Source organism: Novosphingobium sp. (assembly GCF_036733805.1).
Classification (GTDB): Bacteria; Pseudomonadota; Alphaproteobacteria; order Sphingomonadales; family Sphingomonadaceae; genus Novosphingobium.
The window spans coordinates 1-23,812 of sequence record NZ_DAIMZT010000048.1; the positions used below are offsets into that span (position 1 = coordinate 1).

At 61.7% G+C, this 23,812-nt stretch carries 22 protein-coding genes and 2 pseudogenes; 9 read left to right on the forward strand and 15 right to left on the reverse strand.

From position 1 onward, the window contains the following. The 8 genes and pseudogenes from V7D69_RS11500 to V7D69_RS11535 all read right to left on the reverse strand — a co-directional run. Positions 1–187 (reverse strand): annotated as a pseudogene (locus V7D69_RS11500) (DUF305 domain-containing protein); the annotation flags it as partial. Continuing rightward, on the reverse strand, positions 184–957 hold the full coding sequence (locus tag V7D69_RS11505; protein WP_179563642.1) for a PepSY domain-containing protein: 774 nt from the start codon (positions 955–957) through the stop codon (positions 184–186). The pseudogene V7D69_RS11500 and the gene V7D69_RS11505, both read right to left, overlap by 4 nt. Then, positions 948–2,210, reverse strand: a complete 1,263-nt coding sequence (locus tag V7D69_RS11510) for a copper resistance protein B (protein WP_179563616.1) — start codon at positions 2,208–2,210, stop codon at positions 948–950. Before V7D69_RS11510 ends, V7D69_RS11505 begins: the two co-directional genes overlap by 10 nt. After that, a complete protein-coding gene (locus tag V7D69_RS11515; protein WP_179563617.1) occupies positions 2,207–4,102 on the reverse strand; it encodes a copper resistance system multicopper oxidase in 1,896 nt (631 codons plus the stop codon). The genes V7D69_RS11510 and V7D69_RS11515 overlap by 4 nt, the downstream gene beginning before the upstream one ends. Before the next feature lie 93 nt (positions 4,103–4,195). Continuing rightward, the gene (locus V7D69_RS11520; RefSeq protein WP_179563618.1) at positions 4,196–4,768 is read right to left on the reverse strand and encodes an RNA polymerase sigma factor; all 573 of its coding nucleotides are present in this window, start codon (positions 4,766–4,768) and stop codon (positions 4,196–4,198) included. Beyond that, complete coding sequence (locus V7D69_RS11525) at positions 4,765–5,202, reverse strand: periplasmic heavy metal sensor (RefSeq protein ID WP_179563619.1); 438 nt, start codon at positions 5,200–5,202, stop codon at positions 4,765–4,767. The genes V7D69_RS11520 and V7D69_RS11525 overlap by 4 nt, the downstream gene beginning before the upstream one ends. Continuing rightward, complete coding sequence (locus tag V7D69_RS11530) at positions 5,199–5,480, reverse strand: hypothetical protein (protein WP_174839324.1); 282 nt, start codon at positions 5,478–5,480, stop codon at positions 5,199–5,201. Before V7D69_RS11530 ends, V7D69_RS11525 begins: the two co-directional genes overlap by 4 nt. A gap of 139 nt (positions 5,481–5,619) precedes the next feature. Beyond that, positions 5,620–6,216 carry a c-type cytochrome gene (locus V7D69_RS11535; protein ID WP_179563620.1) on the reverse strand — a complete coding sequence of 199 codons (597 nt, stop codon included), beginning with the start codon at positions 6,214–6,216 and terminating at the stop codon, positions 5,620–5,622. Positions 6,217–6,438: 222 nt separating this feature from the next. On the opposite strand from V7D69_RS11535, the gene copC reads away from it, so the two are divergent. Both copC and copD read left to right on the forward strand, forming a co-directional pair. Then, complete coding sequence (copC, locus tag V7D69_RS11540) at positions 6,439–6,819, forward strand: copper homeostasis periplasmic binding protein CopC (RefSeq protein ID WP_179563643.1); 381 nt, start codon at positions 6,439–6,441, stop codon at positions 6,817–6,819. 4 nt (positions 6,820–6,823) lie between these two features. Continuing rightward, complete coding sequence (gene copD / locus V7D69_RS11545; protein ID WP_179563621.1) at positions 6,824–7,759, forward strand: copper homeostasis membrane protein CopD; 936 nt, start codon at positions 6,824–6,826, stop codon at positions 7,757–7,759. A 10-nt stretch (positions 7,760–7,769) separates the two neighbouring features. Here the strand turns inward: copD and V7D69_RS11550 are convergent, their stop codons facing one another. Further along, entirely contained in the window at positions 7,770–9,086 is a 1,317-nt protein-coding gene (locus V7D69_RS11550) for a type II restriction endonuclease (protein WP_442947055.1), read from the reverse strand. A gap of 67 nt (positions 9,087–9,153) precedes the next feature. Further along, positions 9,154–9,498, reverse strand: coding sequence for a flagellar biosynthetic protein FliQ (locus tag V7D69_RS11555; RefSeq protein WP_261937555.1), 345 nt, complete (start codon positions 9,496–9,498; stop codon positions 9,154–9,156). Between the two features lie 242 nt (positions 9,499–9,740). Here V7D69_RS11555 and V7D69_RS11560 point away from each other — a divergent pair, with 242 nt between their 5' ends. The 3 genes from V7D69_RS11560 to V7D69_RS11570 all read left to right on the forward strand — a co-directional run bounded on the left by V7D69_RS11560 (position 9,741) and on the right by V7D69_RS11570 (position 13,482). Next, positions 9,741–10,628: an NAD(P)/FAD-dependent oxidoreductase gene (locus V7D69_RS11560; protein ID WP_179563622.1), complete on the forward strand. Its 888-nt coding sequence runs from the start codon at positions 9,741–9,743 to the stop codon at positions 10,626–10,628. 209 nt (positions 10,629–10,837) lie between these two features. Then, positions 10,838–13,096 carry a heavy metal translocating P-type ATPase gene (locus tag V7D69_RS11565; RefSeq protein ID WP_218868304.1) on the forward strand — a complete coding sequence of 753 codons (2,259 nt, stop codon included), beginning with the start codon at positions 10,838–10,840 and terminating at the stop codon, positions 13,094–13,096. Next, the gene (locus V7D69_RS11570; RefSeq protein WP_179563624.1) at positions 13,093–13,482 is read left to right on the forward strand and encodes a MerR family transcriptional regulator; all 390 of its coding nucleotides are present in this window, start codon (positions 13,093–13,095) and stop codon (positions 13,480–13,482) included. The genes V7D69_RS11565 and V7D69_RS11570 overlap by 4 nt, the downstream gene beginning before the upstream one ends. Before the next feature lie 113 nt (positions 13,483–13,595). Here the strand turns inward: V7D69_RS11570 and V7D69_RS11575 are convergent, their stop codons facing one another. Both V7D69_RS11575 and V7D69_RS11580 read right to left on the reverse strand, forming a co-directional pair. Next, entirely contained in the window at positions 13,596–14,807 is a 1,212-nt protein-coding gene (locus V7D69_RS11575; RefSeq protein WP_179563625.1) for a site-specific integrase, read from the reverse strand. A 2-nt stretch (positions 14,808–14,809) separates the two neighbouring features. Then, positions 14,810–16,060, reverse strand: coding sequence for a hypothetical protein (locus V7D69_RS11580; RefSeq protein WP_179563626.1), 1,251 nt, complete (start codon positions 16,058–16,060; stop codon positions 14,810–14,812). 171 nt (positions 16,061–16,231) lie between these two features. On the opposite strand from V7D69_RS11580, the gene V7D69_RS11585 reads away from it, so the two are divergent. Further along, positions 16,232–17,152 (forward strand): hypothetical protein, encoded by a 921-nt coding sequence (locus V7D69_RS11585; RefSeq protein WP_179563627.1) that lies wholly within the window; start codon positions 16,232–16,234, stop codon positions 17,150–17,152. A gap of 7 nt (positions 17,153–17,159) precedes the next feature. On the opposite strand, the gene V7D69_RS11590 is transcribed toward V7D69_RS11585, so the two are convergent. From V7D69_RS11590 to V7D69_RS11600, 3 genes are all read right to left on the reverse strand, one after another. Next, positions 17,160–18,176, reverse strand: a complete 1,017-nt coding sequence (locus tag V7D69_RS11590) for a ParB/RepB/Spo0J family partition protein (RefSeq protein WP_179563628.1) — start codon at positions 18,174–18,176, stop codon at positions 17,160–17,162. 46 nt (positions 18,177–18,222) lie between these two features. Beyond that, on the reverse strand, positions 18,223–19,425 hold the full coding sequence (locus V7D69_RS11595; protein ID WP_149523971.1) for an AAA family ATPase: 1,203 nt from the start codon (positions 19,423–19,425) through the stop codon (positions 18,223–18,225). Positions 19,426–19,615: 190 nt separating this feature from the next. Further along, positions 19,616–20,710 carry a replication initiation protein gene (locus V7D69_RS11600; protein ID WP_179563646.1) on the reverse strand — a complete coding sequence of 365 codons (1,095 nt, stop codon included), beginning with the start codon at positions 20,708–20,710 and terminating at the stop codon, positions 19,616–19,618. 750 nt (positions 20,711–21,460) lie between these two features. Here V7D69_RS11600 and V7D69_RS11605 point away from each other — a divergent pair. The 3 genes and pseudogenes from V7D69_RS11605 to V7D69_RS11615 all read left to right on the forward strand — a co-directional run. After that, on the forward strand, positions 21,461–21,781 hold the full coding sequence (locus tag V7D69_RS11605) for a single-stranded DNA-binding protein (protein ID WP_179563629.1): 321 nt from the start codon (positions 21,461–21,463) through the stop codon (positions 21,779–21,781). Between the two features lie 80 nt (positions 21,782–21,861). Beyond that, positions 21,862–22,761 carry a DUF7146 domain-containing protein gene (locus V7D69_RS11610; RefSeq protein ID WP_179563630.1) on the forward strand — a complete coding sequence of 300 codons (900 nt, stop codon included), beginning with the start codon at positions 21,862–21,864 and terminating at the stop codon, positions 22,759–22,761. Positions 22,762–22,830: 69 nt separating this feature from the next. After that, positions 22,831–23,812, forward strand: a pseudogene (locus V7D69_RS11615) (methylase); the annotation flags it as partial.

Genomic DNA, 23,812 nt, shown 5'->3' on the forward strand with positions numbered 1-23,812 from the left:
ACATATGGCCCATTGCGAGGATCATCAGCACCACCATCGGCGCGACCATCATCAGTGTCATGTAGACCATATTGAGATTATTGTAGAAGCTCCCCAGGCTATCGATCATGACGAACATCACCAAATACATGATAATGCCGCCGACCAGGGTCTGCAGCGCGAGGCTCGCATAAGCATTCTTCATCATTGGTCGTCTCCTTTGGCCCCCGCCCCAGAATTCCCCATGCTCGTTCGGTTCTTGCGGCGACGTTTTCGCGGCCAGCGGAAATACAAAAGGACCGAACCAGCGATCGCCAGCGCCAGCCCCCCAGCGGCGAATCCAATCAGCCAAGGTGTGTTGAAATCCTCATGGTTCTTCCAGTCCATGATGTGGAGGCCCCAGAAGAAGTCGTAGAGACGCCATGTGCCATTCCTGACGGCAACGATTCGACCGCTGTTTTGCGCAACATAAATACGGGTCGCGTCGTGGTCCGGGAAATCGACCCGCCATGCCGGCAGCGTCGCCTTATATTCGGTGCTGGCGGTCAAAATGGCGCGTACGCTCGGCGTCGGCGCCACGCCGCGATAGGCTTGGACCGCGACTGCTCGCGCCATTGCAGCATTTAGAGGAGGGATGCGCTTTCCAGTCTCGGCATCCTGTAGCACCACCGCACCATCGGACAGCTCGACCTCGGCGACTTCGCGTCCCAGCAGCAGACGATATCGGACCTCTCGCGCGGGTTTGTTCGCCTCGCGCAACACGAGATCCAGCGGTGCACGGGGACGAGCTTGATCAAGCGTCGCTGGCGATACCCGCTCCACGAGACGTTCACCGCGAACCCGGTCGATCGGCAGCAAGCTCATGATCAGGCCGCTGGCAAACCATAGCAAGAGCTGGACACCGATGATCAGAGCCAGCCAGCGGTGGACGCGGCTAGCCCCGACGTGGAGCCGAAGCCGGTTGCTCCTCAGAACCAGGTCCGCACGCCAATGACGAAACTCGTCGCCTTGACGCCTTTTCCATCGGCGCGGGCATAGTCTGCGGTCTGCCCGAATTTTCGATCGTAGGACACGCCGATATAGGGCGCAAACTCACGTCGAATCTCATAGCGCAGGCGCAGGCCCAGCTCCGCGTTGGAGAGGCCCGACCCGATCCGGGTTTCGGGCACATCCTGGGCCGATAGGTTCAGTTCGACGCGGGGCTGAAGGATCAGGCGCTGCGTGAGGCGCTGATCGTAATAGCCCTCGATCCGTCCCAGCACCTCGCCCTTGTTCGACAGAAACACGGCTGCTTCCGTTTCGAACCAGTAAGGCGCGACGCCCTCAATGCCGATCGTTGCGTAGGTGCGGGAGGGATTGGGCTTAAAATCGTAGCGGACGCCCGCCTGCACATTCCAGTAGGGATCTAGCGCGCGACTGTAGAGTGCCTGAACTTCGGCGCTATCGACGCCTTCTCGAAAAGCCCCTTCGCCCTCGGTCTTTACGACGAGCCGATCGAGATCCTTGCCGAACCACGCTTCGCCATCCCACCGATAGCCATCGCGACCATTTCGGACCTGATATTCGGCCAGATTGAACAGGATCATCGAGGATGTGCTGCCGCCATGTTCGTTGTGCAACATAGCGCGGGAATCGGCCATCGCGCCGTTCTGGTAAATCCGATCCGCATAATGATCGCTCGGCGGCAATGGTGCCGGCGCGTTGCCCGGTGCAAGGCTCGTGCCCCCTGCCCCATGCCCCGCCATCTGCCCGTCCATCGCCATCCCGGGCATCGACGACATGTCATGCTCCATCGGCTGACCACTTCCAGCCGCAGGCATATTCATGCCGGGCATATCGTGTTTCATAGCGCCACCCGCCATGTCCGGCATTGTCATGCCAGGCATGCTCGACATGTCATGTCCGGCATGGGGATCGGCCTTCGGAGATGCCTTGCTTCCCGTCGTTGCCGACATATCCATTCCGGGCATGGTGCCCATTCCCGACATGTCGTGGGCGGCGGCATTGGGTTTCGCCGCCGGTGTCGCGCGCCTGGCGGCTGTTGGTCTGGTAGCAGGCTTGGCCGACGTTTTGCGCTTGGCGGGCGTAGCGGGCTTTGCTGCAGGCCTTTTCTTCGCGGGCGCCTTGGCTGCAGGCATGTTCATGCCCTGCATATTCTGCATGGATTGCGCGCTCGCCGGTACTGCGAAAGCGAGCGGCGCGGCGCTGATCAGGAGAAGAAGCGACTTCATGCGGCTTCTCCCCGGGGACGTACAGAGACGACGCGCATCATCCCGGCGTGCATGTGGTAGAGCATATGGCAGTGGAAGGCCCAATCTCCGACGGCGTTGGCGGTGAGATCGAAGCTCACCTTGCCGCCCGGCGCGACGTTCACCGTGTGCTTGCGCGGCGAATATTCGCCATGGCCCGTGACCAGCTCGAAAAAATGTCCGTGAAGATGGATCGGGTGCGACATCATCGTGTCGTTCACCAGCGTGACACGCACCCGTTCATTTTCGAGAAACGGAATCGGCTCCCGCTTGTCGCTCAGCTTCACGCCGTCGAACGACCACATATAGCGTTCCATGTTTCCGGTCAGATGAATCTCCATTGCGCGGTCGGGTGCCCGCACGTCGGGATTGCGGTCGACCGCCATGAGATCGCGATAGACCAGAACACGGTGCCCGACATCGTCAAGGCCCTGTCCGGGCTCTCCCGTGCGATCCATCGGCATAGGAGAGATCGTCTGCACGCCAGGCCCCATCTTGACCTGCGGGGCTTTGCTGGCGTCGCGCATATTCATGCCGCCCATTCCGCCCATCGCCATGCCGCCCATCGCGTCGCCGGCAGGCGCACCCATTCCAGGCATGTTCGCCATCGAACCATCGGCCGGCTTGTCCATTGCGGGCATCGAGGCCCCGGATTCCATGTTCATTCCAGCCATACCGCCCGCGGCGGCCCCGCTTGCCGACATGTCATGTCCCATCGCTGAGTGGTCCATGCCTTGCATGCCACCCATATCCATGTCCCCCATGCCCATGTCTTTCATATTAGCGAGGGGACGTTTGCGGAGCGGAGGTACTTCAGCTGCCATGCCTTCGCGCGGAGCCAAGGTTGCGCGGGCCATGCCCGACCGATCGACGGATTCGCCGACCAGCGTATAGGCGCGATCATCAGTCGGTGTGACGATGACGTCGTAAGTCTCGGCCACCGCGATCTGGAATTCGTCAACCTCGACGGGCCTGACGTTGAGCCCGTCAGCCTGAACCACGGTGAGCTTGAGTCCCGGAATTCGGACATTGAATGTCGTCATGGCGGAGGCATTGACGAAGCGCAGTCGGACCCGCTCGCCCGGTCGGAAAAGCGCGGTCCAATTATCCTGGGGCCCATGCCCGTTCACGAGGTATGTATAGGTCGAACCCGTGACGTCGGAGACGTCGGTCGGGTCCATCCGCATGTTGCCCCAGTCAAGACGTTCCTTGAGTGGTTGGTCTTCCTTGGCCAGCAGGCCGGCCAGCGTTTGGCGCTGATAGTTGAAATAGCCTCCGCCGACCTGCTTGAGCTTCCGGAAGATCGCGTGGGGGTGCATCTGGCTATGGTCGGAAAGCACGACGACATGCTCGCGATCCGAGCGGATCGGGTCCTCGCCTTCCGGATCGATGACGATCGGCCCATAATGGCCCATCTGCTCCTGCAGCCCCGAATGGCTATGATACCAGTAGGTCCCCGCCTGCACGATCGGGAACTCATAGACGAAGGTCGACTTGGGCTTGATGCCGGGAAAGCTGATCCCGGGCACGCCATCAAACTGGAATGGTACGAGTAAGCCATGCCAGTGGATCGAGCTGTCTTCGTCGAGATCGTTGATCACCGAAAGGCGCGCCGTCTGGCCCTGGCGCAGCCGGATGAGGGGTGCCGGCACCGTGCCGTTGATGCCAATGGCATGGCTTGCCCGGCCATCGATCATCATCATCTGATGGGCGATTTTGAGCGTGATATCGTTCCCGGTGACGATCGGGAGCGGCTTCACGATCCCGGCCGAAACGGGCTGAGCCCATGCTGGCATCCAGGCCGACAATGCCAGACCACCGCCGGTCAATGCGGCACCGCGGAAAAGGTCGCGGCGGTTCAATACCGGGGGCATAGTATCTCCTTGTTCAACGTGCAGCACTCCGGGTCCGCAAAGGCGCTCGAGCGCGGTATCTCTCTCTCCTTACGCGCGAGCGGGGCGCACCCCTCATTCCTCGGCCAAGATTTCCGCAAGGCGCGACCGCGCACGGTAAAGGCGCGTCTCGACCGCCTTGCCACTTATCGAGAGCGCAGTTGCCGCTTCCGACTGATTCAGCCCTTCGACTGTGCGGAGCAACAGAACTTCCCGCAACGAGACCGGTAGCGCGCTGATTGCGGCGGCCATTCGTTTGATCTCCATTTTTGAGTCGGCACTGGCATGCGCGGAGGGTGCATCATCCGGCACTTGTTCGATCTCGGCGTCGGACGCTGCATAACCGAAGGTGAAGAGCTGCCGCACCTTCTGGCGGCGGCGCCAGTCGCGGCATTTGTTGATCGCGATCCGGGACAGCCAAGCCCTTAGCGGCCGCGCGCCATCATATTTTCGCAGATGGCTGAACGCGGAGACGAAGCAGTCCTGGGTGAGGTCTAGCGCGTCCTCGGCATTCCCCACCAGGCCGCGTACCAGTCGAAATATCGCAGCCTGGTGCCGATGCATGATCTCTGCGAAGGCCGGCTGCCGACCGGCGAGCGTTAGCGCCGCAAGTTCACCGTCCGAGCACGCGCGAAGATCCAGACTCACCGTGCATCGTCGGTGAGCGCATGTACCACCGCCTGATCGAAGGTCTTGGCCTGATCAGGGCGCAAGATCTGGCGCATCGCGAAGATATGGCCAAGCGTTTCCTTCTGCAGCTCGCCCATCGCCTGATGCGACTGATCGACGGCCGCCGTGACACCCGGTCCGTTGCCATGTTCGGCTTCGATCGCGGCCGCGAGACGCGCGTTGTCCGCTCTCAGTTCGAGCTCCAGCGCGCGACGACGCACGGCAAAGCGCTGCTCAAGCAGTTCGATCTGCGCCTTCTGACGGTCGTCCAGGTCGAGCTTGCTGTGCAACACGTCGTGGAGTTCGACACCGGCCGCCTTGGGCTGGGGGAAGAAGTGACGCCCAAGGAACACGCCCGCAACGGCTGCGACGAAGGCGACGACAGCTACCAAAAAAATCAACTTTGCCTTCATTGAGAGCCTACCAGCAGCGTCGAGGGGGCAAGCGGATTGGATGGCCCGAACGGCGAGAGCGTGACCGATGCCTCGGCAGGCGGCGTAAATCCGTTGCTGGCGATACCGAGCAGCACTGCTCCAAAGGCGGCCACTGCACCAAACCGGAGTTGAGAAGCGGCCGAAACCTGCGGCAATGCCGCAATGCGTTGGAACACGGCCTCCTCCAGACCGATCAGGCCCGGATGATCCGGTTCATTGCGCAAGCGGGTCAAAAGCCCATCCAAGTCTGTTTTCATCGCAAATCCCAATCTCTATCTGTTCAGCGCGCTGGCACGAGTGCCGCCCCCTCTGCCGTTCGCTCAACCGGCCCTCAGTGATTACGTGCCCCGCGGTCGGTTTGGCTGAACGGCGACCTGTCGGCAGGCGGACACATTGTTACGGCATCATCTTTTTCATGCCAGGCATATCCTTCATCATCGCGTCATGGTCTTCAGGCGCACTGGCAAGTGCTGCCTGATATTGCGCCGGGGTCATCTTGGGCAGTTGCCGCACGAAAGCCACCATGTCCCAGATCAATTCGTCGCTATGCGTTTTACCCCAGGCCGGCATCGCAGTCAGCTTGACCCCATGCTTGATGATCCAGAATTGTTCCCTTGGCGATCGCTGTGGCTCCCGGAAAAGCTCGGGTGCCTTGGGATAAAGGCCTTGGCTGATCTCGGACTTTTCCAGACCCGGTGCGAGATGGCAGCCGCTGCACATCTCGGTGTAAAGTCCTGCGCCGCTCTGCAGCCGTTTCACGTCCGCTAGGTTGGCTGGGACGCCCACGTTGCGAGCCCGGACGGCGATCGAACGATCACGAAGCTGCTCTATCAGCCAATAGACCGGTCTGGTGTGCGGCGAATCTGCCCCGATGTCATAGGCGCCGACATACACAACGATGCCGGCGAGCGCGCTACCGATCAGCGCCGCGACCGCGATGAACGAGCCGCTCGGAAAGTGTTTCCGAAGCCATGCCTTCCTTGAATCTTCCATCGCGTCCTCCCCAGCCGAAAAGCCCTCGGTCGATCGGTGATGTCGCACCCATCCACTTGATCATACGCGCGGCGAGCTTCCACCCCTCATCTGCCGCGCAGGTCTGCGGCGCACACCAGTTGGCGCCCCGAATTCGAAGAAATCGTGCCCGTCGGATGAGGGGTCACGGTGCGCGGTGCGTAAATCGCTTTGTCGGCAGTATCGCCGCCCATGGAGAAATCGATGTTTCGTAAAACAGCTTTCGCCGTCGCCATGGCGGCGTCCGTCCTCGCCGCTACCGCTGTTCAGGCACACCCCAAGCTCAACAGCGCAAACCCGGCAGCCAATGCCGTCGGCGCATCCCCAACGAGGATCCAGCTCGTCTTTTCCGAGGCGCTGGTCGCGCAGTTCTCCGGGATCGACCTGACAATGACCGAAATGCCCGGCATGAAGATGGGGCCGATGAAGATGAATGGCGTCACGACGACCGTGGCTGCAGATGGCAAGACGCTCGTGGCCACGCTTGCCAAGCCGCTGCCGGTTGGAACCTACAAGGTCGACTATCACGTCGTCTCTACCGACACCCATCGCATTCAGGGCAGCTATACCTTCAAGGTCCAGTAAGAGCGTGCCGGACATCATAGCGATTGCGGTCAGGCTAGGGCTTTATCTCGATCTCATGCTGCTTTTCGGGTTGCCGATGTTCGGCCTATATACGTTACGCGGGACCGAGCGAGCATCCGGTTCGGTCCTGCGCTTTCGCTCGGTCTTGGCGACGATCGCGCTCGCCGGCATCGTATTATCGATCTTGGGCATGATAGCCTTGGCGGCCTCGATGGGCGGTGTGCCGGTCGATCAAGTGGACCGCGCCACTGTCAATCTTTTGATATCGGGCACAGCGATCGGCACCGTCTGGCAAGTTCGGGTGGCAGCACTCTTACTGGTCCTGTACTTTTCCATTGTCGGGTGGCGACGCCCTGCATTCGCCCTCTGGTCAGTTTCAGTAACGGCAGCGATCGCTCTCGCGACTTTGGCCTGGACTGGTCACGGCGCAGCTGATGAAGGGTTGTGGGGATGGATCCATCTTGGCGCGGACATCACTCATCTGTTGGCCGCAGGCATATGGATTGGAGCGCTCTCCGCCCTGTGCCTGCTCATTTTTCGCCCAGCGGCCCGCATGGCAATCGATCATGTCCACCTGTCTCACCGGGCGTTGGATGGCTTCGCAAAGGTAGGGTCGATCGTCGTGGGTCTGCTCATCTTGTCAGGCTTCATCAACAGTTGGATCTTGGTAGGACCGTCCAACCTGGCGGCGCTTTTTACGAGCCTCTACGGCGTGTTGCTGGCAGTGAAACTGGTGCTGTTCGGCGCGATGCTGTTCCTGGCCGCCGCTAATCGCTTCTTCCTCACCCCTGCGCTAGCGAATGCGATCGAAACCGGGGAAATATCATCGGCGATTGGGTCACTTCGCCGCAGTCTCATTGTCGAGAGCGGCTGTGCGCTCACCATTCTCGCGCTTGTTGCGTGGCTGGGATTATTGGCACCACCTGCCTCGGGGATGTAGGCATTGAGCCTTACGGCAAAGCACGCGATATGGCCTTGATTGCTTTCAAGCCCGAACCGAACCGGGAAATCGCCTCTCTGTGACGCTCGAGCTCGCCATAGGGAAGATAGGCAATCTCAAGATCTGCGATTCGGCTGAATGCGGGCCGCGCGAGTTGTGCCCGCACTTCGCTCTCCCGCGCGTCGGGCGCCACAAGAAACAGTCCTGCTGTGGCGTGCAGTTCGCTCCCGCTCAAGGCAAGGTCGAGCATCCGGACGATGCCCGAATAAATCGACGTCGAATGCTCGACTTCGAAGGCGGCAGCGACTCGGTCGCCGCCTCGCTCGAGCCAAAGCACATCGATAAGGCGGATGGCATCTGCGCCGATCGATGTTGAAATTGAAGCTGGCAGGCTCTCAAGACACCCGTCCCCCAAGCGCACGCCATCGTGAAGTCGCCCCCGATCGTTGGATGCTATCCAGATATCGTAGCCCAACGCACGGCCTATATCGCGGAGCCAAGCCTGGATTTCCGAATGGGTTCGATCGCTCTCTCCCTGTTTCTGAAGGGCCTTGTTGAGCGTTTGCGCTTCTGCCCTGGCCTGTTCGAGACGTGCCGCCCACGATCCTACCGACTGGTCTTCCTCGTCACGCGGCGGGACTGGATAGCGTCCCGAACCGATGTCGAAAAGCAGGCCACCAATGGCGCCAAGATCGTTGGACAATAAATCGCGGAACCGCTCATTCAGGTCGAGAACGCCCGACCGCATCGCGAGAAAATGCTGCCAGCTCCCCAGCTTCACCTTTCCGCCCGTCAACTTGTTATACCCGTTGACGATCGCCGTGTTGAACGGGGGCACCAACGTGGGGTGCAGGAAATAGAGGAGATTGGCGACCGCGGGCCCGAGCCCCTTGATGTTCAAACGATCAATGGTGTGGATACCCGCGATAATCTCTTCAGCGGTATCGCAGCAGGCGCAATGATCGAGCAACCGGCCAAAAGCGCGCTGGTTCGCCGGGTTTTCGTAAATGTCAGGGATGCGCAATTTGGGCTTCCAGAGAAACGCATGGTCAGCGCCTTTGAATATCTGTCTCTGCTCCGCGACCGAATGAACGACCGTTTCCAGCGAAGAGCCCCGATACGCCACGCCAAACCGACCGGCCTCGATCTCTGCCACCACCTGAGCCAGACCACGCCGGATCGAACGGAAGTTTTTGATGCGCTCGTCCCAGAGAAACCAGCTTTGATACGTCGCGTTGGGGTCTTCTTTCCATCGTTGGATCAGTTGCCGCGCCAGCAATTCAAATTCCGCCAAACCCCTTCCCCCATTCACGTCGATCTTCTTCAACGCTAGCACTCCGCCCCGTATACGAACAGTTCTTGCGCGGGCCGCCGAGGACGAAAAGCGGCCCGCGTCATTTGATATCGTCGGGAATATGCATCAGCAGGTCACGGGTGTAGTCGATCAGAAGATCGCCAACGGTTGCCCCGTAAAGAGCAAGAAACAGGATGAACGCCAAGAGCTTGGGGACGAAGCTCACGGTCTGTTCGTTGATCGACGTCGCGGCCTGGATCATGGAGATAATGAGCCCGACCACCAGCATGATTATCAGCGGAGGTCCAGCGACGAGCATCATCACCCAAAGCGCTCGGCCCATCGAAACCGAAAACGGGCTGTAGGTCTCCATCTCTCCCCCGTCGATGATGGTGTCGTCGCCCGCTGACGTTGCGAGCTGTGGTTGTTGCGGGGCGAGCGACATGGAGCGCAATCGGTCATTCCAATCCGTCTTCCCCACATCCGCTCGCCCCCCCCCCCCACGCTGCGACCCGTGGGCATCTGGGCAGTCCATCCTGCTTGGCGATGGGCTTCATCTGAATTTACGCAGCGACGGAGCTTACCCCTCGCGACCCACCGCTTTTTTTGAAGAGCGCGCCCGCTTTCGAGGGAAGAAGCGGCGTGCCGCGTAATAGCAGTGACGGGCGAGGTCAGCGAAAGGCAGGCATGTACGACTGCGTAATCATCGGAGGCGGCCCCGCGGGGCTGACAGCAGCCACTTATCTCGCCCGGTTTCTGCGTTCTACGCTGGTCATCGATGCTGGCGATGGCCGCGCCTCGCGCATCCCGACGACACATAACCTCCTCGGTTTTCCAGACGGTATCTCTGGCGACAATCTGCTTGTCCGTATGCATCGACATGCCGCCCAGTACGGTGCCGAATTAGTCACTGGGGTCGTCGATCGCATCGACCGGGTCGGAACGGGCTTCGTCGTCGATACGAATGCCAAGACTTTCAGCGCACGGACAATATTGCTTGCGCAAGGCGTGAAAAATCATCGACCGCGAATGGCGCAGGAAACGCATGATCGAGGCGTCGCCCAAGGACTGATACGCTATTGCCCGATCTGCGACGGCTATGAGGTCCGCGGCAAGCGAGTGGCTGTGTTGGGTTGCTCCGACCATGGCGCAGCCGAGGCTCTGTTCGTTCGCCGCTACAGCGACACCGTGACCTTGCTTACTCAGGATGCTTCGGAGCTTTCACAAGCTGACGAGGCAAATCTAACACGGAACGCTATAAGCGTCGAGCGAGCGCCTGTCGGCGATTTGTCGGTCACCGAAAAAGACCTTCTCGTGCATTTGGCCGATGGCCGATTGCTCCAGTTCGACACCCTATATGTCGCCCTCGGAACCTCAATTCGCTCGGAACTGGCGAGAATAGCTGGCGCGGAACTGAGCCCGGCAGGTTGCATCGTTGTCGATGAGCACCAGCAAACGACGGTCGCCGGCCTGTTTGCTGCCGGCGACATGGTTGAAGGGCTGGATCAAATTGCCGTGGCGGCAGGTCAGGCGGCTAAGGCCGCGACGGCCATCCACAATCTGTTGTCGAGCTAAGGCGGCAGCGCTGTGTGAGCCAAGCAAAAAAATAGGTGGGTCGGGCTTGACCCTGACACGATGTCAGACCCCAGATTGCTATTAGTCGATAAGGAGACGAGCCTGTGACTGACCCTGTTCCTGCTAGCAATTCGGGCACCCACAGCTGCTGCGCCGGCAAGCACGGCGGCGACACGGACGCGAAGAGCGCCAAGGATCCGGTTTGCGGCATGAAGGTCGATCCGACAGCAACGCCTCATCATGCCTCGCATGATGGCAAGGACTATCATTTCTGTAGCGCAGGCTGTCGCACCAAGTTTGTCACCGACCCCAAGCGGTATCTGTCGGGCGAGGGCAACACGGCCGCGGTCGCAGCGCCGGGTGCGATCTGGACGTGCCCAATGCACCCGGAAATTCGTCGCGATGGTCCGGGCACCTGCCCGATCTGCGGCATGGCGCTCGAACCCGAAGAGCCGTCGCTTGATGATGCTCCCAATCCTGAGCTGGTCGACTTCACCCGGAGAACCTGGGTGGCTGCTGTTCTTACCGTCCCGCTGCTGGCAATCTCGATGGTCGCGGAGATGCTCGGCATGGATTTCGTGCCGCCGACTTGGTCGCCCTGGGTGCAACTCGCGCTGACGGCGCCGATCGTCCTGTGGGCGGGCTGGCCATTCTTCCAGCGCGGTTGGACCTCGATCGCGACGTGGCACCTCAACATGTTCACGCTCGTGGCGATCGGCGTCGGCGCGGCGTTCGCCTACAGCGTGGTCGCCACGGTCGCGCCGGGTCTATTTCCGTCCTCCTTCCAGATGCACGGGATCGTGCCCGTTTATTACGAGGCGGCAGGGGTCGTGGTGACGCTGGTCCTGCTCGGACAGGTGCTCGAGCTGCGAGCGCGGGCTGCGACCGGTCGCGCGATCCGTGCGCTGATGGATCTTGCGCCGAAGACCGCTCGGCGGATCGATGCCGAGGGCAAAGAGGTGGAGGTCGATCTCGCCGAACTGATGGCCGGCGACCATGTCCGCGTGCGCCCTGGTGAGGCGGTGCCGGTCGATGGCGTTGTTATCGACGGGCGCTCGTCGGTCGACGAGTCCATGATAACGGGAGAACCTGCCCCCGTCCTCAAGGAGAAGGACGCAACTGTCACGGCCGGGACCGTCAATGGCACGGGAACGCTGGTGATCGAGGCGCGCGCGGTCGGCACAGATACGGTGCTCGCGCGGATCGTGAAGATGGTCGCGGAAGCCCAGCGCAGTCGCGCGCCGATCCAGGCGGTTGCTGACCGCGTATCGGGCTGGTTCGTGCCGCTCGTCGTCGCGATCGCGATCGCGACATTCATTGTATGGAATTTCGTCGGTCCTGAGCCGCGCTTTGGTCATGCCCTGCTCAATGCGATCGCCGTGCTCATCATCGCCTGTCCCTGTGCGCTCGGCCTGGCGACGCCAATGTCGATCATGGTAGGAACCGGCCGCGGCGCGCGCGCCGGTGTGCTCGTCAAGGATGCCGAAGCGCTGCAGATGATGGAGAAGGTCGACACGCTGGTGATCGATAAGACCGGCACGCTCACCGAAGGCCGCCCGGCCCTTACGACCATCGAGTTGGCTGAGGGGTATGAGCACAACATGGTGTTATCGGCCGCAGCCGCCGTAGAAGCTCTATCGGAACATCCGCTTGCCCAGGCCATCGTCGAAGCCGCGCGTAAAGCCGAGCTTCCGATTGCGAAAGCCGAGCAGTTTGAGTCCCAGACCGGGCTTGGTGTCAGTGGCAAGGTCGACGGGCGCGACGTGGTGGTCGGCAATGCCGAACAAATGCGTCGCGTTGGCGTGGATCCGTCATCCTTTGATAACGTAGCCGACACGCACCGCAGTGAAGGCGCGGGGGTGATGCTCGTAGCGATCGATGGCCACCTGGTCGGCCTGCTCGTGGTCGCAGATCCGATTAAGCCATCGGCGGCCTTCGCGATCGCCGCCCTGCGCGAGGAAGGGCTGCGGATCGTGATGCTGACCGGCGACGCAAGAGCGACAGCCGATGCGGTGGCGCGGGCTATCGGCGGCATTGACGAAGTCCATGCCGGGCTGAAGCCCGAGGACAAGGCTCGCATCATTGGTGAACTCAAAGCAAATGGCGCAGTGGTCGCGATGGCCGGCGACGGAATCAACGACGCCCCGGCGCTGGCGGCGGCGGATGTCGGCGTCGCCATGGGCACCGGGACTGACGTCGCCATCGAGAGCGCTGGCATGACACTGACCAAGGGCGATCTCGCCGCGATGGTTCGTGCACGCCGGCTCGCGGTCGCCACCATGCGCAACATCCGGCAGAACCTGTTCTTCTCGTTCGTCTTCAATGGGGTCGGCGTACCGGTCGCTGCCGGTATCCTCTACCCCATCGCAGGCATCTTGCTGTCGCCGATGATCGCTGGCGCCGCGATGGCACTGTCGAGCTTCACGGTGGTGACCAATGCGCTAAGACTCAACCGGGCGAGGCTATGAAGATCGGCGAGGCATCGAGCGCCAGCGGCGTCTCGCAGCGCATGATTCGCCATTATGAGAAGATCGGCCTGATCGGTGCCGCGCCGCGCCGCCAGTCTGGCTATCGTGATTATTCCGATGCCGATCTCCATCGACTGCGGTTCATTGCCAATGCCCGCGACCTTGGTTTTCCGATCGAGGATATTCGCTCGCTGCTAAGCTTGTGGTCGGACGGTGCGCGTGAAAGCGCCGACGTAAAGCACATCGCATTGACCCGTGCCGCCGAATTGCATCGCAAGGCGCTTGGATTGGAGGCACTCAGAAGGTCGTTGCTGGACCTCGCCGAGCGTTGCAACGGGGACGAGAGGCCAGATTGTCCGATCATCGACGCACTACAAACTAAATGATCTGGGTGTAGCTTGCACACTGAGAGGTCTTCGAAACGAATAGGAAGCTGCCGCAACTAGGATGCCGGACGATGCCAGCGAGCGGTGTCGCGACACGACATGTGGGCGCTACGTCAGGTGAGCTTCGCCATGAGCCGCCCCGCCGCCCCCTGCTCAGCCGCAAGATTGCGATTGTAGGCAAGCGGCATGCGCGGCGACTTCCACCGCAGAGCGTCCATGATCCCAGCGAGATCCTCGCCGCTCGCGAACAGGTCTTGATTGAGCCCAATCCGCGTGGAGTGCGCGCTTATTCCCTTCAGTAGCCGAGTTAGATCCTCGGCCGTGAGATCGGGGAGTGCGCCGAGATCGAATGCCCGCTGAATGATCGACCGGAAGATCGGCCCGATTGACCCTGGATGCAACGCAGCCGTGCCGACATCGTATTCGACGCGCGCCTTCACTGCGGGCTTGGAAAGCGTCTTGCGCAGATCCCAGCCCTCGCGTCCGGAGATGCTGTCGATCGGCCTGCCGCGCACCGCCGCACGGGCCTTGTACCGTCGCACTTGCACTCGCCGGAACAGATGCCCCGCCGTGATATCGGCGGCTTCGGTCCAGGCCGTGATTGCCGCGACCGTGCGAGGGCTGAGATAGGCGGTCGCCCCCTCCCCGTCCTGATCGCCCTTGCTGCGGAGGATCTGTAGCAGCCGCGCCTCGGGGTCGATCGCCCCTTCAATATGTTCGACCGCGACCGCAACCAGTTCCGAAGCCCGCAGACCGGTATCGTAAGCGGTTGATAGCAGCGCCCGATCGCGCAGGCCCGGCAGATCGTCCGCGCAGCTCTCGAGCAGCGCGCGGATGTTAAGCCCGCGCGCCTTGTCGCGCTCGACGTCGCGGACTGGCCCCTTGAACCGCAGCGGCCGCGCCTGTTTCTGCGCGGCACCCTTCTCGCGGCGCACCGCCTGCAGCCGCAGCTTGACCAATGGCGCTGGCGTTGGATCCTTCAGATCGAGCAACTGGTGGATCTTGGCGATTGACGCCTTGTAGCGCGCCAGCGACGCCGGCCGGCTGCCCTTCTCTGCTCGTGCGTCAAGATAATCGGCTACGGTCTCAGCCGTCGCCGGCAGCGCGAACCGATTGGTTCGCCGACACCAGGCGTCGAACGCTTCGATGTCGGATTTCAGCGCGCGGATGCTGTGAGGTGACGAGGCAGCCTGGAAGGCGTCGATCAGCGCCTTGTTGAGGGTGATCGCCCCCCCAGCCCCAATCTTCGTCACCTCCCAGACGAGATCGATCCCGGAGTTTGGCGGAGATGGGATCGGCGGTAACAGAGCGGGCACCTCTTTCACCTCTAGAGCCTCGATTCCTTGACGATCTGCTCATGGGTGAAAGGCTCGATGCCATAGGCCGCCGCAAGGCCATTGAAGGCCTCGACCGCGACACGCTGGAGCTCGCCGGGCTCGACGGACGTCAGTGTCGCGTCATATTCGTAGGAATCCTCGACGGCCGCGTAACCCTCATCACCAAAGTCGAAGCGACCGCGCGGCCACCAGCTTCCGCGAAGATCGCTCACGCCCAGACGCACATGGATCGGGAGCGAGCCTCCATGCGCAAGCGCGAGAGCGCAGTTACGCTCCAGAAAACCGAGCCACTGTTGGTAGAAATATCCCGTCGCGAGTGTCAGGCGATCGCCTTCGCGTTCGAAGAGGAAGCCGCCGCCCACGCCCCAGAACTCGCCGGTCTGCTCGAACCACTGGGTCACGGCCAAGGTCGGATAGACCCCCTCCTCCGCCGTCCCGGGCCAATAGACCACCGCGCCGCCTCGGCTGATGCCGTAGCTCAGCGTATTGGCGCGGGCGAGCAGCGCCGCATGTCCAGGGTGGTTGGCCAGAGCCTGTTTGGCGCCGGGGTTGGCAGCCCATTTTGAGGGGATCACCCGTGCATATCCCGGATATTTGTCCTTCCAGACAAATTTGGTGGTGCCGTGGGCCGGGTTTGTCACCAACTGCGGCTCGGATCGGTCGAACCAAAGGTTGGCGTCGCCGGCGAAATGCGGTTGCCAATGCACCGCCTCGGGAAGCGGTGCCGGCAACTGATCCATCGCCAGTCGAAGATACTCGGCCATACGCTTTGCGAGGTCTGCGCGCACGCGCCGCAGCTCCTCGCGATCGGCATCGACCGCCAGGTGGAAAGGAATAGGTCCGCGCCGCCCACGCATATCGAAAGGCAGCTTATCGACGGCAGCGCCTTCGAACGCCGTGTTCCAGACTTGCAGGATGCGGTTCTCACCAAGAGCGCGATGTGCATAGCCGAGTTCGATGAGCACGTTCGGATTAGCGCAGGTCTTCCCGCTCACCGAGACAGCGATCGGTGTGACATCGCCCACGAACACCGCGGCTTCGTCGATCTTGCGCAGAATCGTCGCAACAATATCAGGCGTGCCGGCGACGCCCTGTGTGTCCGAGGTGAGGCTCGGCCGATCGGCCTCGTCGAGATCGGCAGCCAGCATGCCGATCGCCTGATCGAGCGCCGATCGGATCACGTCGCGCGTCACGCGGGCGTCGAGATCGCTCTGCCATGACCAGAATACTGTCTTTTCCACGCGCTTGTCGCCCCTACCCGCCTCGGCGGCTTGTACCCTACATTAATAAGACGGGTCAAATGCGCTTATGTGATAACTGCAATTATCGCATGTACGCTTTGGGGTAGTACAAGAGACGGAAACCAACTGCTGACTTTGGTTTCCCCAATGGTTGAGATAGAGTCTGGATTGATGGCCTCCCCCTCCCCTTCCTGTGCCTCCAGCGAGCAGGCAATGCTCCTGCTCGGCCGACTGGATGGACGACTGCAGAACAGCCCATGGGCTGACATTTGGCTGGCCCGTGCGCGGTTGCAGGGCGCAGCCCAACTCGCCGGTCTCGCCGGCGTGCCCATCGACGTCCGGCATCTGCAGGACTGGATCTGCGGACGCACATCCCCTCCCCGCGCCTCTGAAGGGTTGAACGATCCCGTCTCTGTGGCGGCGGTGTTCCATCTCGCGATCGAGGCCAGCGTTGGCGACAACGGGCCGCTTGCGCGTGCGACGCTCAACGTCTTGCGCACTGTCCTAGATGATCGATCCGAAGCCGAAGTCTGGGCGGGCAGCGACCTGGCCTATTTCGGTCCCGCGTGGCGGCAGGCTCGCATCGAAGCACAAGCCCCCTACCCTTCTCCTTCGCTGCCCTCCGTTGCCGATCGGATTACCGCTATGCTCAAGACGGTCGTCGTCGCCGAGCAGTCTGCGGTGGACGTGACGGCGATCGACGGTCGGACGCTCACTCTCGAGCCGCGCGTGCGCGATCGCGCCTGGTTGGTGGCCAGCCATGTCCCCGCAATGCTCCATCATGCCGGACTCACTCTCGGCATCCTGCCATCTCTCATTCTATTGCCAAAATTCCCGCCACACGGCGCGGGCGAGTTAACCGATGTCATGACGCGGGCATTGCTCGTGACCTGCCAATCCGGCCTTAAAGATCTCGACTGGATCGAGCGCCAAGGGTCAAAGGCATTGGCCGTGTCCGCAACGCGCCGCAGCAGGGCACCACTCCTTGCCCGGCTTGCGCTCGCCTATCCTGGGCTTCGTCCGTCTGCCGTGGCGCGGCTTCTCGACGTTACTCCACAGGGGGCACGCAAGCTGGTGGCTAAACTCGGGTAAGGCAGCGCTACCGCCAATGCGTATCGAGCAAGGTCTTGATAGCTGCCTCCGCTTCGTCCCGCGAACCGCCACCATGCGGGAGCAAGGTGATCCTAACCCCCTTGCGATCCTTGCCTTCAAACCGAAGCAACGGCTTTCCGGCCTGCGACGCCACGGTTTCGCTCGATCCTGACCTCTTGGGGGATCCTGACTTCTTGGGGGGATCAGCCGCAAGCGCCAGCGCACGAACAATCTCCGGCACGGCGACCGGAGCCCCCTCCCCTCCCGATCGCGCCCTCAGGGCCGCCGCTTCGGCAAATACCCGCTGGCGACGATCGTCGGGTTTCAGCAATGGCTTGATCGTTGTGACGTGCTTGATCCGCAAATCCTGCGGATTGGGAAAGGCGATCATCAACTCGGCCGGCAGACGCGCGAGGTCGAGATAGCGGCTCAACCAGCTTTCGGTGACATTGATCCGCTCGGCCATGACCTTCTGCCTACCCTCATAATAGGCTTCCAGCGCGCGGAGATAATCCCGCGCGCGCTCGAGATCGCTGAGGTCTTCGCGCGCCCTGTTCTCGATGTCCGCTATGCGGAACGCTTCCTCGTCCGACAGTTCGCGAATATCGACGAGAAAGCGGAAGTCGGGATAGTTGTGGCCGCGCAGCCAGCTGATCGACCAATGGCGCCGCGCACCGCAGATCACCTCGAAATCATAGTCGGGTTCGCCCCGCACACGGCGGACGATTGCAGGCATCTCCTGGCGCCCTTGCGCCTTCATGCTTTCGATAAGATCGGCGCACCGCTCTTCGTTGAGCAAGGCATATTCGCGGTTATGCCCAGCCCACATTCGGCAACGCGCAGGATCAACCAATTCATGGGTGCGGCTGACGACCGTCCCCGCCGCCAGTTCGGCCAATCGATTCTCCCGGCCTGTTAGGACATTGGCGCCCAGCCCAGGCCGGCGCGGCGCGGGCGCACCCTCTTCGGGCGGATTGATTCCAGCGGCCAGTTCTGCTGCGAAACTCGCATTTTTCCTGCTCATGAAGCGGTTCCTTCACCCGGAATTGCACCGGTGCAATTTTGCCGTTTCACGCCAGGCCTTCCTTGCGCAAGCGGCTCAAATGGCTGGGCCACATGGCCCGAATATCCAACTCGAGTTCGGCATTCACCCCATCGAGATAGGTGAGGCAGCGGTTGCGGACGGCGCTGCTCGTCACCGGACCGTCCAGCTCATAGACCGTCATCAAACGGGCGGTCGCGTTGTCGATTTCTGCCGAGTCCTTGAGCGGCGTGCGCACCATCGCCTGACCAAACAGCGTCCGCATCAGATTGAGCAGTTCCTTCTGCATCGACTTATTCTCATCAACCTTGGACGCAACGAAGCGCAGAAATCTGAGGGTCGGTGCGAAACCGCGTTCGGCCAGCGTCTCGATGGTCTCATCAAGCATCGCCAGAAACGCCGCGGTCGAGGAAAAGTCCATGACGGTGGGGGGCACCGGCACGACGAGTGCGTTCGCGGCGCGTAACACCGACAATGAGATGGCGCCGAGGGCTGGGGGCGGATCGAGGACGATGACATCAAAGCGATCGGAGATGCTGGCGATACCCTCGGAGAGGCGATCGATAAGCCCCCCCTGCCCTCGCGCCATTCGAGCCGCGATCTCATATTCCGACTGGAACAGCCGCAAGTTTGCCGGGATCAGTTCGAGACCGTCGAAATGCGTTTTGCGCAGCGCATAATCGAGCGAGGTCATCTCCTCCTCCCTGAGGAACGGGTAAAGCGTGTCCTCCTCGCTCAGGTCGAGATCAGGCACATAGCCGAACAACGTCGTCGCGGAGGCCTGACTGTCGCAGTCGATAAGGGCAACGCGGTAGCCCTGGATCGCGAGATATTGGGCAAGGTGGACCGACAAGGTCGATTTGCCGACACCGCCCTTGAAGTTTTGGACGGCGACGACACAGCATGGATCGTCAGCCGCCCGCCAGGGCCTGGTGCCGAACAGGCCTCGCATATCGTTGAGTTGGGCAAGGGTGTAACCAACCCTGCGATTATTCTCGGTTCGCGGTGGTGGCGGAAGACGCCCATCCTTTTCCGCGTCACGGATTGCAGCAGGCGTTCGCCCAACCAGATCAGCGGCCTTTCCGATCGGGAAGGTGGGCTCGCGGCGTTCATCCGCCCGTGCGCTGCGCGCCGAGTCGCGGAGGCGTTCCAGCACCGAGGAGGTACGCTGGGCAAGCGTCGCCACCGAGAGAAGGTCATGGGTGTCGTCGATGTCTAGTGATGCTGCCACAGGGCGCCCCTTTGCGAAACTGGGGGCATAGTAGCGCTACTTGCGCTTTTTCGTCAAATAGAAGCGAAATTTCGAAAGTGGGGCGCTGCTATGGACGACAATAGCGGCGAAAGCGGTGGCCAAACGCCCTAGCAGGCGGCCCATCCTGACTCGGTGGGGGCATGACGAAATTGCACCGGTGCAATTTCGCTTATGGTCGCCCCCGTCGGGCGACGAAGCTCTCGCAAAAGCCCGTCCACGAACTCGTGAGTTTCGCGCCCTTGAGCTTCGCCAGACGGTCGCCCATCTGCTGGCGATAGGCGTCAGCGATAAGATCGATATCCCAGCCACCGCCATGCGACCGGGCGATGGTCGCCAAGCCTTCCGCGTTGAATCGGATCGTACCTTGCGGAAAGACGATCTCCGAACTTTTCTCCGGCGCGACCAGTGCGCTGATGGCGGCCTTCACGACCGATCCCACTTCCACCGTTTCGGCGACCGTCTCGACAGCGCCCTCCCGGCGTGCCTTGCGCCCCGTCGAGTGCCGCTCGATCTCATCGACGGTCGCGATCTGCGCCGGCGCATCCTTCGGCTCGAATCGAAACTCGATCTCGGTCACTGTTCGGCCCTGTCGTATCTCCTTCCACTCCACCCGGAAGTGGGCCAGCTGGTCGATCTCGGCCTTCGCCTTCTCGAGCACCTTGCGACGGAGCTGCGCGAAATCCTTATAAACGTCTGGCGAAATGCCCAGCGCTGCGCGCAGCGCCGCCATATCGCCCTTCCAGGTCGACTGGCGACGATGGAGCCGCAGCGATCCGATCTCATAAAGCTTGAGGGCATAGCTCGATCGAAAGCCGAGCACCGCCTGACGATTGAGGACGGCATAGCTCTCGGACTCCTGAATGAGCTTGCGCGCATCAGGCGTAAACTCCCATTCAATCCAGCCCGCATCCGCCCCGTCTGTATCTTCAGCCTCTTCGCGGGACGACGAGATCAGAGAAAAGCGCAGCGTAGCCTTCTTGCCGCGCCAAGATCGATCGTCGATCGCGAAGAGGGTGCGGTGAAGTTCCTCCAGCATGTCGGAGATACGTTCGTTACCCTTGTGACCGCGGCGAATATCCGCCTTGCGCATGCGATGCGGCCGGTCCTCCCAGGCATCCCCGCCTGCGGTCAGGATCATCAACGCGAGCAACCGGGACGCCGTCAGGCTCAGCGATTGGCCTTTCACGAACTTGATCTCAACGATGCTGCCGGGTTTGGCGAATTCCTCGCCACCCTTCGCCTGCAAGGCCGCCGCAACGCGCATGGCACGGCCCGGCGCCGAATCGGCTTGCGCCTCTTGCGCTGCTTCGGCGCTTAGATTTTCCGCATGTTCCATGTCATATAGGCCGAGCGCATATTGGGCAGATTCGCCTAATTGCTGCCTGACCTGTCCTCGCTCGTCAAGTCAGGGCAGGCTGAAACACTTTTGTCGCCCCCATCCGGTCAGGTTGGAATCATGCGGCGCTTCCGCAAAAGCCGTGAGATTCCGCCGAGTCGCAATGCGATTCGGGTTCTGCCCGTTTTCGGCTCGCTCACGCGCGATAAACGCGCCAGAATGCCGTAGTTCCAAAGCGCGGGATCGCCAGATGCTCTCGCCCCCAATCGGTCAGGATAGCCCCAATAGGTCAGCTATCTCCCCCCGACCGGTCAGGATGACGCCCCCGCCGGGTCAGGTAAAATCCCCCGCGCGGTCAGGATAAACGCGACAGATCATTGAAATTGCAGACCTTTTCGGCACCGAATCTGAATCACTTAGAATCATGAATCCTTCCGCTGCGAGCAGCGGCGTTGTTTTAGAGTGATTCTAAAAGACCAAGCAGGCGATTCGCTGTGCCTCTCTGGTCGGACAGCGTAACCCATCCCCCTAGCTGGGGGGATACCTCCAGATCAGTGTTCCACGATAGCATCACGGTCTCGATCCTCGGCAGCTCCGCCCTGCGACGAGATCCTCAGCGAACCGATCGTAGCTGCATTACCGCTCGTCGCCGCTGGGCAGACGCAGTGAGGAGGTCGCATGATCAATTTTGCCAAATTCGAGATCATCGGACGGATCGGTGAAATCGACGCCAAGCCCAAGGTCACGAACATCTCAGTATGCGCGAACTATCGCCGCCGCGGAGAAGGCGATCAGTGGATCGAGGATAGCTACTGGAACCGAGTCGTCATCTTCAGCGACGGCCAGCGTAAATATATCGATGAGAAGGCCCAGGTTGGCGATCTCGTACGGATTGCCGGACGGCTCCGTGACACCTCCTACGAGCGCGACGGCACCACCCACTACACGACCGACCGGATCGTCGAGGAGTTCGGTGTGCTCGCGACCAAGGCAGCATAGATCGCAGGAGGCAGCGCCGATCGCCAAGAGGAGAGGGGGCATGCGCGGAGCGACCTTGGATTTCGACAGGAGTTTCGCCCATGCCCGCCACCATCGATGCAGCAGTCCGCGCCAAACAAATCGTCGAGAGCTTGGGTGGACGCTGGTCAGGATCGCGCGGAGAGTGCCGCTGCCCCGCCCATGATGATCACTCGCCTAGCCTTTCGGTCCGCCTGGGCACCAAGGCGATCCTGTTCAAATGTTTCGCGGGATGCACATCGACCGATATCCTCAAGGCTCTGGATCGTCAGGGATTGCACGATCGGGTGCCGGTTCACGTCGAACCACGCGCGCCGGCGCGCGATCTGAGCGGCTTGGCTAGGTCATTGTGGCAGCACAGTATCCCCATCGCCGGCACACCGGCTGAAGCCTATCTTCATGCCCGGGGCCTTTACGCGCCCACGTCCGACCTTCGCTTCAACCCACAGACGATCATAGGGAAGGGGAAGGATCGGCGATCCCTTCCCGCAATGATCGCCGCAGTGAGAAACGAGTTGGGCCTGGTCGCGGTCCACCGGACCTTTCTCGATCCCACAGACATTTTGCGGCGCCCCTTCCGCAAACCCAAGCTGGCGCTGGGTCTGCTCGGCTCTGGCAGCGTGCGCTTTGGTGAGCCAGATGATGTTCTGGGCATAGCCGAGGGGATCGAGGATGCCCTGTCCGCCATCGACTGGTTCCAATTGCCGGTCTGGGCCGTGCTTGGTGCCGAGCGCTACGCTCATGTCGGCATACCGTCGCATGTGAAGCGCGTCATCGTGTTCGGCCAGCGGAACACGGCGGCGAAGATCTGCCTGAAGAGGGCAGGGGAGCACCTCAGCGCCAACGGGCGAAGGGTCGAGGAATGGCTCCCATCCGAGCATGATGATTGGAACGATGCTCTGCGCGATCGGCTTGCCCGCAACGCTGTTCCTCGCACCGTGATCCAAACGCACTCCCACTGAAGAGAGGAGAGGAGGCCTCCGGCTTGTTGATCCGGTGATGGGCACCGGGCGATGCAATGGAGGCTTACAATGCGCACCTCAGCCGCTGCTCTCGAACTCGATTTCACCGAACCATCCATCACTGCTGCGAAGGCGATCTGTGCCGTGCTGCGCCAGGGCGGCGGCCTGGACCGGCCTGGCCTGCTCCGGAAGATGGAAACCGCCTATGGTTCAACCGCTGCCGATGGGCATTGGTCACTCCGCGACGCCTATGATGTGCTGGAGCTGGCCCAGGTCCTGCACCTCGCCACGCTTGACCTGCCGCAAGAGACGGCTGAGTGTCTTGCGGCCCTGACCGCGCTCACCGCATCGCTGCCGACGCATAGTGTGCGCAGCGAAGAACAGATCGCGCTCCAGCAATTTTCGACACCGGCCGCGATTGGCTATCTTGCCGCGCTCGCCGCTCGCATTACCGCCGCGGATACCGTCCTGGAACCCTCTGCCGGCACCGGGCTCCTCGCGGTCTTCGCCGCTCGCGTTGGCGCCAAGCTTGTCCTCAATGAGATCGATCCCGCGCGTGCCGCTATGCTCGAGGCAGCATTTCCCACCGCACCGGTCAGTCGCCACGATGGTGAGCTCATCCACGATCTGCTGCCGCTGTCGATCCGCCCGACCACCGTACTCATCAACCCGCCCTTTTCCCGCAGCATGGGCAGGCATGCCGACCCGCTTGCCGCGTTCCGTCATCTGCGCGCCGCTTTGAAGCGGCTTGGTGCCGGGGGGCGCTGCGCCGCTATCCTTCCCGATCGCGTGGACACATCAAGCCGCGCCTGGACGAAGGCGACCGAGGGTTGCGCGATCACGCTCCACGTCGAACTGCCCGCGAATGCCTACGTCAAACATGGCACCAGCCAGATCGTGAAGCTGATCGTTCTCGAAAAAGGCTCCCAGGACGACGTCGCCCTCATCCGGTGCAGCTCGCTGGCCGAGGTGCTCGCGGCGATCAGCACGTCGGCTACCAGCCTTACGGCAACCCCGCGATGCTCGCCAGTGCGCCTTGCACCAACCCGTG